At 54.5% G+C, this 10,153-nt stretch carries 9 protein-coding genes, 1 tRNA gene and 1 pseudogene; 3 read left to right on the top strand and 8 right to left on the bottom strand.

Annotated elements, in window-relative coordinates:
- The 4 genes from IQ273_RS24915 to IQ273_RS24900 all read right to left on the bottom strand — a co-directional run.
- Window positions 1–1,041, bottom strand: a 1,041-nt coding sequence (locus tag IQ273_RS24915; RefSeq protein WP_194025843.1) for an Arm DNA-binding domain-containing protein, incomplete at its 3' end; no start/stop codon positions are given.
- A gap of 180 nt (window positions 1,042–1,221) precedes the next feature.
- Window positions 1,222–1,293, bottom strand: a tRNA-Thr gene (locus IQ273_RS24910).
- Window positions 1,294–1,452: 159 nt separating this feature from the next.
- Window positions 1,453–1,974, bottom strand: coding sequence for an NYN domain-containing protein (locus IQ273_RS24905; protein ID WP_194025842.1), 522 nt, complete (start codon window positions 1,972–1,974; stop codon window positions 1,453–1,455).
- A 548-nt stretch (window positions 1,975–2,522) separates the two neighbouring features.
- Window positions 2,523–3,551 carry a DNA/RNA non-specific endonuclease gene (locus IQ273_RS24900; protein WP_194025841.1) on the bottom strand — a complete coding sequence of 343 codons (1,029 nt, stop codon included), beginning with the start codon at window positions 3,549–3,551 and terminating at the stop codon, window positions 2,523–2,525.
- Between the two features lie 307 nt (window positions 3,552–3,858).
- On the opposite strand from IQ273_RS24900, the gene sodN reads away from it, so the two are divergent.
- Entirely contained in the window at window positions 3,859–4,332 is a 474-nt protein-coding gene (gene sodN / locus IQ273_RS24895; protein WP_194025840.1) for a superoxide dismutase, Ni, read from the top strand.
- Between the two features lie 103 nt (window positions 4,333–4,435).
- Window positions 4,436–4,822, top strand: a complete 387-nt coding sequence (sodX, locus tag IQ273_RS24890; protein ID WP_194025839.1) for a nickel-type superoxide dismutase maturation protease — start codon at window positions 4,436–4,438, stop codon at window positions 4,820–4,822.
- 27 nt (window positions 4,823–4,849) lie between these two features.
- Here sodX and IQ273_RS24885 read toward each other — a convergent pair whose 3' ends face one another.
- Entirely contained in the window at window positions 4,850–5,446 is a 597-nt protein-coding gene (locus IQ273_RS24885) for an HAD family phosphatase (RefSeq protein ID WP_194025838.1), read from the bottom strand.
- A gap of 282 nt (window positions 5,447–5,728) precedes the next feature.
- On the opposite strand from IQ273_RS24885, the gene IQ273_RS24880 reads away from it, so the two are divergent.
- Window positions 5,729–7,660 (top strand): AAA family ATPase, encoded by a 1,932-nt coding sequence (locus IQ273_RS24880; RefSeq protein ID WP_194025837.1) that lies wholly within the window; start codon window positions 5,729–5,731, stop codon window positions 7,658–7,660.
- Between the two features lie 72 nt (window positions 7,661–7,732).
- Here IQ273_RS24880 and IQ273_RS24875 read toward each other — a convergent pair whose 3' ends face one another.
- From IQ273_RS24875 to IQ273_RS34000, 3 genes and pseudogenes are all read right to left on the bottom strand, one after another.
- Window positions 7,733–8,305, bottom strand: a complete 573-nt coding sequence (locus IQ273_RS24875; protein WP_194025836.1) for a hypothetical protein — start codon at window positions 8,303–8,305, stop codon at window positions 7,733–7,735.
- A gap of 101 nt (window positions 8,306–8,406) precedes the next feature.
- Window positions 8,407–9,762, bottom strand: a complete 1,356-nt coding sequence (locus tag IQ273_RS24870) for an MATE family efflux transporter (protein ID WP_194025835.1) — start codon at window positions 9,760–9,762, stop codon at window positions 8,407–8,409.
- Between the two features lie 26 nt (window positions 9,763–9,788).
- Window positions 9,789–10,153: pseudogene (locus tag IQ273_RS34000) on the bottom strand (hypothetical protein); the annotation flags it as partial.

The following is a 10,153-nucleotide window of genomic DNA, read 5'->3' as shown; positions in this document are numbered from 1 at the left end:
GTATCTCACTTTCCAAAGTAGCGATGAAAGCAGTGGAGAGCAGGTTAGAACGCAATCCTTTGCTACCCAAGTGGGATATCCTGATTCGCCCTGCTTGATTTGGTACCTTCTTTCCCGGAAATCACCTAAGGCTTCGGGATCTGGGTGCTCAGGCCGAATGGATTGCAGGAGTTCTTTCAAGTTATCTGGGCAGGTAAACCAGCGCTTGACTGCTGTTTTGTCCTCTTTGCGTCTGACCTTACGTCCTGAAATTTCAACGATGCTTTCATGGAAATGCACGCGGCTGCAGTCGGTCAGCACACTGCCCCAACGCAGCCCAATCGCCTCACAGGGGCGGCACCCCGTCCAGAACAAGAATTTGACGAAAGGGGTGTAGTGACGGTAGTCGGTACCTGGTCGGCTGTCGTTGACGAAAGCCGCGATGATGCGATCGCGCTCCTCGACGGTAAAGGCCACAGGCGGTGGCGCTTTCGATTGGAGCATGTCCAGGTACATGCCTGAAAAGGGATTTTCCTGAAGCAGATTGTGCTTGAGGCCCCAGTCACAGGCAGCTGAGATCTGCATCAGCGACCGGCGGGCTTGCGATTCAGTGGTAACCTTCAGAAGTTCTGTGCGAAATTTGAGCGGGTTCTTCAACCCGTCAGTCCTACATTTGCGGATGTGGGCGGCGACGGGCTCATAGGTGCTGTTAAGGGTGGTCGGCGAAATGTTGGGGGTGCGGTATTCCATATACTGCTCCCACAGATCGAGCAGCTTGGGAGTCGCGGGAGTCTTTCGCTGGGACTCGGACAGTTCGACCTCGGGTCGGTACTTGTCGAGGCTGGGGTCAAAGTTGCCCGAAACGAAATCCAGCTCGATTTGACGAGCTTTTTGTTCGGCTAGCTTGCGGTTGATGGGGGAATCAGGCAATCCGGTGCTGAAGTAGTATCGTTGGCGCTGCCAGCTAAAGACTAACTGCAAGCGGTCGTTGGAGTTCTTGACCTGGACGGTACCTTTCTTCGCTTTGCGAGACTTGGACTGAGTCGTTGAGGGGGAAGGCATGGCGGGGAGTGGGGTAAGTGGACTGTGGTAGACCCCTGTTAATTACCCCAAACTTACCCCAAAAAGTGGCCTAAACATGTCCATCTACACCCAATTTCAAGAATCTATGCGTCTCGCCACACTAAGCGGTCGAGACGCCAAACCCTTTAGAATCAAGGTATTTCAGGTATTTGAGAGGGAAGCCGATGGCGGGATTTGAACCCGCGACCGCTCGATTACGAATCGAGTGCTCTACCACTGAGCCACATCGGCAAGGGATATTTACAGTCACTCAGTATAGCAGCGCTGGGCGATCGCTGTATCGAGTTTTTCACCGATGCTCGCTGAAGCTAATGCAATCCCCGACACCAACTAAAGCGAGTGTCTCTATTTGCAGCCGTTTCCACAGCGGGATTTGCTAAGTATGTGCTTCTAGTCTTTCTCAATATACTTACGTACGCTGTTGAGATCGATATAGCGATCGGTGGCGTTGCGGAGTTCGCGAGCAATCATGCCTTCTGTGGAGACTACGGTGATGTGGGTGTTTTTAGATCGCAGCAGTTCAATGGCACGCTCAAAATCGCCATCACCGCTAAATAAAACCACCTCATCATACTGATCAACGGTGTTGAACATGTCGATGGCAATTTCGATGTCGAGATTGGCCTTTTGAGAATACCGCCCTGAAGTATCGTCGTAGTATTCCTTCAGGATTTTGGTGCGAACGGTATATCCCAAACTAATCAGAGCATCCCGGAAGCCTCGCTGATCCTGAGGATCTTTGAGACCGGTGTACCAAAAGGCGTTGACTAGAGTAGCGCCGCCATCCAGCTTTAAGAAGTATTCCAACACCCGCTTTGGGTCAAAAAACCAGCCGTTCTTTTGCTGGGCGTAGAACATATTGTTCCCGTCTACAAATATTGATAAGCGTTTCAATCCGTACTTATTAGACATAAATATTGTGAATAATTAATTTAACAAGTTACCTATAATCGGCATAGATGCTGGGTTCCTAGAGCGAGTAGGCGTTGCCTAGAATAATGACTTCAGCGCACTCGCTACCTACTAGACATAACCCATCTGTTCACGTGTATGAGCAAGGGTAAGAGTGTAACGGTTTCCCTTGAAAAAATCTAGGAGATTAGTCAAACTAGGTCTACTAAGAAGAGCTACCCTAAAATACAAGCGTTAGCTATTACCGCAAATTTTAAAGAGAGACTAGACCCAGCCAACAGCGGCAGCTTAGGCAGGTAAATGTTGCAAGTTAACGGAGTAAACGTTAAGGAGTAGTTCTAAAGCATGAATCCTACTTATGCTTACCCCTAGAAAGGCTACCTATAGCTACGCCAACCTTCGCTTTTGTGACCGGCACCGCTTCTATCCAGAACTAACTCCTTATGTTTAGATTACGTATCATATATGCTAGACCCTAAAAGTAAGTTTATCTTTCTACCCAGTATAAGCGCTGCCACTCAATTCTGGACTGTCAGGCCGGTAGCAGGCTAGGGTGCATCACTGGTTTGAGCCTTCAAGGCGGCCTGAAGATCTGTAGGGAGATTTTCTAAAAAGGTATAACCCGTCGCCACCTCAAGGCGCTGAAGCGAGGTTTGGTACTGCCGCCAGTCGGGGTTGACCTGCTTGGTGTTGGGCATGTCTACGGTAATTACCTGGGTATCGCTGCCAATGCTGAGGCTGCCATCGGGGAGGCGGTCGTACACCACAATGATTTTCCAGAGGCGGGAGGGGATGACGATCGCGCGATCGCCGACGCTGCCCTGGCTGCCGTAGGCCCCAGCGAACACGTGCAGGCTGCGGTCATATTGGTAGACCAGGTCACGGCCATACTCTTCGAGTTCTCGCCAGGGGCCACGGTTGTTTTCAGGAGTTTGGGGAATAATGTTGGTCATTAAAAAGGTGGCGGCGTTGTCGCCCACGGTGTGGGTACGATCGCCTGAAGGGACAACATGGCCGCGATCGTAGCCGCTACCCCGGTAGTCGTTAGGAGTGACCTGGTAAAACCCAGCAGGTAAGCCACCGTCGGGGCGAAAGTTATCTTGACGAGCGGTAGATCCCAGCCAGGCGGCATCGACCTCCCAACTGGCCCAGTTCAACCTGTTGCGATCGCGGCTATAGCTCAGCGCGTACTGATTGCGCTGCAGCAAATAGTTGTTGGGGGTTTCCGCCGCCTGACTGGGGTTGCCCAGCACCAGGTGGGGGTTGCTAGAGAGCGGGGCCGGTGGGTCAGGCGGTGGCGGCACCGGGGGCAGCAACTCGCAGGCCGTGCCGTTACCGTCGCCGTCGAGGCCGTAGGGATCTCCCACAAAGGCACTCAGCACTGTCTGAGCCTGGGGTTGGCTGGCAAAGTCGCCGCAGTTGCAGTCGTCGTCAACGCAGGGGGGCAGGGACGCCAAATCCACCGGGGTAATCCAGCTATTGACCAGCAACAGCAGGTCGCCACAGCCCGTAAGCCCAAAGCCCAGGACAACCAGCACGAGCGATCGGCTCCACGATTGCATTGAGAAAAACGTCATAACCAAGAAATTACTCGAAATATTGAACGATTCGTTAAGGTTTAATCGTACAAGCGTACTGAAAAAGTACTGCGAAGCAAGGGCCAATCCTTCCCATTAGAAACGGAATCTATCATTCGACAGAGGATAGAAGGTTGCAGAAGGACTCGATAGCGTTAACAATGTGAAACGTGGCCTGGCTTATGCCCCTGCCCAGCATAGGGATACTTAATCCAACGAGGGCAAGGGTGCAGTTGAGGCCAGAAGCACCAAAAATTGTAGAAAGTTACGGTTTTAACGCTTTTACCTATTCACTACCAGGATGATTATGCTCAACCACGCAATTACCAAGCTACAGGCATGGTTCCCCGCCGCTGAGGTATACGCTCATTGCGACGGCCCCTGTGGCGTTTATGACCCCTCTTCGGCCCGCATAGCCGCCGAGGCGGTGGTGTCGATGACCAAGAAACTGGTGGATTTGGAGATGCCCGCCGCTGGTGACAAAGCCGCTGCGGTGGCTTACCACAACACCTTCGCTCGCTATACCGCGATCAAAGAAGAGCAGGCTCAGATTGCTAAAGATGAACTGCTGGTGCTGTGGACCGACTACTTCAAGCCCGTGCACCTAGAACAGTTCCCCGATCTGCACGACACTTTTTGGAAGGCTGCCAAGCTCTGTTCTGCCACCAAGGTAGAAGTCAGCGTACAGCACGCCAACGAACTGATGGAAGCGGTGCAAAAGATCCACAACATGTTCTGGGCGACCAAGAACCGCGATGTTTCTTGGTACACCGCTAGCTAGAGGTCAATGGAGACGGTGAGGAGGGTGAGATGGATCTGAGAAAGGCGAAGCCGTTTTTGATCCCCTCATTTTGCTCATCCCCTCATCTCTCTGCTATAGCTTAATGCCGGTAGATACTTCCCTTGAAACTGCTCCATCGCCGCCGTCGCAGTTGCGCAGCAGCCATCCTACTGATGTAGTGCTGTGGCTGCTGCGACGGCGGCGGCGGTTTCGCATTGTGGGCGAGTCTATGCAGCCCCTGCTGGTGCCTGGTACTGAGGTGTTGATTGATCCGTTTGCCTACCGCCACTCCCGCCCCTCACCTGGGGAGTTGGTAGTGGCCTACCATCCCCACCAGCCAGGGCTAAGGCTGATCAAGTGGGTAGTGTATGTCGAAGCCCAAGGCTGTTTTTTAAAGGGGCTAAACGCGGCGGCCAGTACCGACAGTCGCGAGTTTGGCCTGGTGCCCTGGGAAAGGGTTGTGGGACAGGTGGTCTGCCGGTTTCCGTAGAATTCTGTAGAACTACTGGGGACGAGGTTAGGAGAACCCCTCGACTACAGCCATAGCGGCGGTGGGAGAATCGACGCGATAGGCGTGGATGCCAAGGGCACAGGCGGCTTCGACATTGCGGATGCCATCGTCAAAGAAGGCAACGGTGTCGGCGGGGGTGTTGAGGGTGGTCAGCAGGTGCTCAAAAATGGCGGGGCTAGGCTTCATGACGCCGATTTGGTAGGACAAAAAGAGCTGGTCAAAGTAGTCGAAAAAATCGTAGCGATCGCGCAGGCGCATGTAGTGAGCCGGGTTGGTATTCGACAGCAGCGACAGGTGGTAGCGGGGCTTGAGAATGCTCAGCATCTCATTACATTGGGGCAGCGGGGCCTGCACAATTTCGAGAAATTCGTGCTGCAATCGGTCAGGTGCGATCGCTAGCTCAAACTCTTGAATAAAGGCAGCGGTAAAGGCATCAAAGTCGCTGCGTCCGGTTTCAAAATCGGCGGTACTGAGAGCACCCACCCAGAGTTTATGCAGTTCTTCGAGGGTCATGGGGCTGTCCAGCAGGTTTTTGACGCGATCGAGCCACTGTAGCTCTACCAACACCCCGCCCATATCAAACACAATGTGTGTAATGGTCATCGCCGTTGCCCCACTGAGAATTCACCAGCCTTACCTTACTGAGCTTTGCTCTCGATGTCAGTGTTAAAAATCTGAGTTTAAGATTAACCAAATGAAGATTGGCAGAGTATCAACGTAGGTAGAAAACAGGGATAGTTGGTGCGGCGATGGTAGAGCAGTGGGGTTTCTCAACTTTTATAACGGCTTCAGCCCAGGGCCGTGGTTTTAAGCGTCGGTAGTGAACCCTGGGAACAGGGCACCCTTGAAAGCGCCCATCCCCCTGCTGTTCGCCCAGGATCTGCCATGAATGACTTCTTTAAAGGCTTTGAACAACTGCTTGAACTGGCCAAAACCCTAGAAGAAAAGGCCGAAAATGGCGAACTGAAAACTAATGTGCAGGTCAACGCCCGAGGCTTCAGCAGCATTCCCCGCCAGGGCAACATTCCCGACATCGGCGTCAGCCGCATGAACCGCAACCCTGCCGCTGCCAGTTCGGGGGATGACCTCGCCGTTGAAGAAGTCATCGTCACTCCACCCCCCGCAAGCGGCGACAATTCCTCCTCATCTGCCTCGCCCTCCTCATCCCCCTTTCTCCCTACGGGAGACGCTAACGCGAACGACTCTGCTCCGGGATCGACCCCGCATCACCCCACCATGCGCGACGTCGGCGGTCTCTCCACCACCTTGCAGGAGCTGCGCGAACTGGTCGAAATTCCGCTCAAGCGGCCCGACGTGCTGGCCAAGCTGGGCTTAGAACCAACTCGAGGTGTGCTGCTAGTCGGCCCTCCTGGTACGGGCAAAACGCTGACAGCGCGATCGCTAGCCGAAGACCTGGGCGTGAACTACATCGCGATCGTTGGCCCCGAGGTCATGGGCAAGTACTACGGCGAGGCCGAGCAGCGGCTGCGGGCCATTTTTGAGAAGGCCAAAAAAGCGGCCCCCTGCCTCGTATTTATTGACGAAATCGACAGCCTCGCCCCCGATCGCAGCAAAGTCGAGGGCGAGGTCGAAAAACGCCTGGTGGCCACCCTGCTGGGCCTAATGGATGGCTTTGCCCAAACCAAGGGCGTGATTGTGCTGGCCGCCACCAATCGGCCTGACCACCTTGACCCCGCCCTGCGCCGCCCCGGTCGCTTTGACCGCGAAGTGCAGTTTCGGGTACCCGATCGCGCCGGTCGCCTAGAAATCCTCCAGATCCAAACCCGCGATATGCCCCTGGATGGGGTGGATTTAGATGCGATCGCCGATCTGTCAGTCGGTATGGTGGGGGCTGACCTCAAGGCTCTGGGCCAAAAAGCGGCCTACTTTGCCCTGCGCCGCCAGGTGCCGGATCTGGCTGGCCCTGTGCCTGACACTATGACCCTGGTGCAGGGTGATTTTCTGCAGGCCCTTAAGGAGATTAAGCCTTCGGTACTGCGATCGGTGGAGGTCGAGTCGCCCGCGATCGCCTGGGACGATATTGGTGGCCTGGAGAGCATCAAGCAAACGCTGCAAGAGTCGGTTGAAGGGGCATTGCTCTACCCCGACCTCTACGCCCAGACCGGGGCCAAAGCGCCGCGCGGTCTGCTGCTGTGGGGGCCTCCCGGCACCGGCAAAACCCTGCTGGCCAAGGCGGTGGCGGCCCAAGCCCGCGCCAACTTTATCGCCGTCAACGGTCCTGAACTACTGAGCCGCTGGGTCGGTGCCGCCGAGCAGGCCGTGCGCGAGCTATTTGCCAAGGCCCGCCAAGCTGCCCCCTGCGTGGTCTTTATCGACGAAATCGATACCCTAGTGCCCGCCCGGGGCCAGTACCAGGGCGACTCTGGCGTAAGCGATCGCGTGGTTGGCCAGCTGCTCACCGAACTCGACGGCCTACAGGGCTGCACCAACGTGCTGCTGATTGGGGCCACCAACCGCCCCAGCGCTCTCGATCCCGCCATTCTGCGAGCCGGACGGATTGATTTACAGCTGGAGATTGGCCTGCCCGATGCCGCCGGTCGGCTGGCGATTTTGCAGGTGCACAACAGCGATCGCCCCTTAGATGCCGTTGATCTCAATCATTGGGCTACCCACACCGACGGCTGGAACGGTGCCGACCTGGCCCTGCTGAGTAACCAAGCCGCGCTGGAGGCGGTGCGCGAATACCGCGCCCAGGGTATGGCCGACCCCAGCCAGATTCGGATTGCGGCCCACCACTGGGAGCAGGCCCACCAGGCTATTCTTAGCCAGCGCAGCTCGGTGGCACACCGAGGATAAGTAAAAATCGGGTTCCTGTCGAAATATTCGACAAACCCGAGCCGTCTATGGTAGAAATTTGGTTTTGGTCCCTCATGCAGATTCGCTAAAGATGACCTCAGAACCTCGCAGCCGTTTGTAGGTGCGATAGCGGTTATACAAGTCTCGATTTGAGAAGAAGAATAAGGAAACCGCTTCCCACAAAAACACCCAGCCGCCAATGAATAATCCTTCTGTCAAAACAGAGGTGAAAACATTGGCTTCGGCGGGCTCTGTTATTAGTCTTGCCACTAGCAGCGTGCCCAGACCGGCAATCACGTACCGAAAGGTGCGAGTGTTGATTAGCCTAATTTCTTTTCTGAACAAATAGAGCTTGAAATCAACGCTATTTCTCAAGCCAGCTTTAACCTCCTGTTCCATGGCGTGATCACGGGTGCCAGGTGGCAGGGTAAAGCAGACCTCAATTGAATGTTTGGCCGGAATTTCATCAGCACTACTTTCTAAATAGAATTGCAGGTCTGGGTCTAATTCTCGTCGCTTAAAGGGGGCTGGATCCCATTCACTAAAAATGTCAGTATAGTGATCGAGAGCAGCCTCGATCATATAGGCATTATTAGCCTTGTCGATAGAATAAACTTCATTGAAAAAATCATTTTTTTGCGTCATGATCTAGTAGCTGAATGCATCAGCTTGATTATCCTGAGAGACTTTTGCCGTAATCGTATCTAAACGTTGTAGGAAAGTCGTAGGAACGATTACGGCAGCTCTCAGGTCAGCGACTTAGGTACCGCCCAGACCAGGGTGAGGGCGCGGGCGGCCATTAAACCCACCAGAGCCAGCCACAGCAGGTGCGCACTGCCTACGGACTGAGCTACCAACGCCAGCGGCAAAAAGCCAGCACCAGCTGCTAACACCGTGGCATTGCGAAGCACCTTGCCAGCGGTAAGGCCAAGGAAATAGCCGTCAAGCATGTATGCGATCGCTCCCAACCCCAGCACCGGCACCAGCCAGACCACGTAGGTTTGCACCATAGCAATCACCGCTTGGTGCCCTGTTAGCAGACCAAACAGCGGCCCCGGAAACAGCACGAAGGCCAGCGCGAAGGTTAGCCCCAGAGCAACACTGGTGCCGCCGCCTATCGTCAGCAAACGGCGCAGATGGGTGCGATCGCCGCTGCCGTAGTACCGCCCGGCAAAGCTCTCGGTGGCAAAGGCAATGCCGTCGATAAAGTAGGCCGATAGCGTGACCACTTGCAGCAGTAGGGTATTTGCCGCCAGGGTTTGGGTGCCCAGGGCCGAGCTGAAATTGGTAAACAAGGCAAAGCTCAGCACCAGGGCAAAGGTGCGCACTAAAATGTCGCGATTCAGCAAAAACAAACCCTTAATCGCCTGCGGGTTCCACCCCTGGGGCAGCACCGTCCAAAGCTGCCCAAAGCCACCTTCTCTGGCTAAAATGGCCAACCCGACCAGCAGCGTCAGATATTGACTGAGGGCCGTGCCCAGACCGGCCCCAGCGCTAGCCCAGCCCAACTGATTGATAAAAATATAGTTGAATATCACATTGCTGCCGTTGCCCACCATCGACAGGGCAATCACCCGACGGCCCTGCTCGCGACCCAAAAACCAGCCCATCAGCACCAGATTTAGCAGTACCGCTGGGGCATCCCAAATGCGGGCATTGTAGAAAGCAATGCCCGCAGCTCTCACCGCTGGTTCACCGCTGAGCAGCCCAAAGCCCAAATCGCGAATGGGGACTTGAAACAGCAAAAGGGTGAAGCCAAAGACAAGGGCGATCGCACTATTGCGCAGCAAAATCAGCCAGAGTTCCTCGGTATCGCCGCGCCCCCGCGCCTGGGCGGTGGTGCCGGTGGTGCCCATACGCAAAAAGCCAAAGCTCCAGTACACCACGTTAAAGATCACCGTAGCTAGCGCCACCCCACCCAGGTAGCGAATATCGTCGAGGTGGCCCAAGAAAGCCGTATCGACCAGGGCCGCCAGGGGCACCATTAGGTTCGAGATGATATTGGCTGCCGCCAGCTTTAGAAAGCTGGGTAGAAACCCAGCAGCATCCGCTAAGTTGGCAGAGATATCAGAGGTGCTAGAGCCAGGGTTTTGCTGAGGCATATCATAGCCATGAGGGGTAAAAGTTATCAGCTAGGATTTTTGGTTTCAGGCAAAAATCCTGCTTCTCGAAGCAATAACCGAAGCTGAGACTGGGGGTAAAGCGTATCTTTTTTACTATTGCCCCACATTCCAACAAAAAACGCCTGGCTTAAAGCAATTATAGGGCGATATTTAACTACGGCTTCCACATAGAAAGCATCTAAGTTTAGGTCACTGTCTGCCTGAATTTGTTCAATATTTTCTAATAAGATCTCCGTTACTTCAGGCTCTCCTGGAATGAGTATGCTGAAGTAGCCGTTACTATACGTTATGGCTATGGTGCCTCTACTGACAGAGCTCTTGGGTTTACCCGGTATTGATGTTGAGTCGTACGACGAGACCGAGGAGGGTC

Origin of the sequence: Nodosilinea sp. LEGE 07298 (assembly GCF_015207265.1) — a bacterium.
GTDB lineage: Bacteria > Cyanobacteriota > Cyanobacteriia > Phormidesmidales > Phormidesmidaceae > Nodosilinea.
Note: the sequence above shows the minus strand (reverse complement) of the source record. Positions and strands in the feature narration are given on the sequence as shown.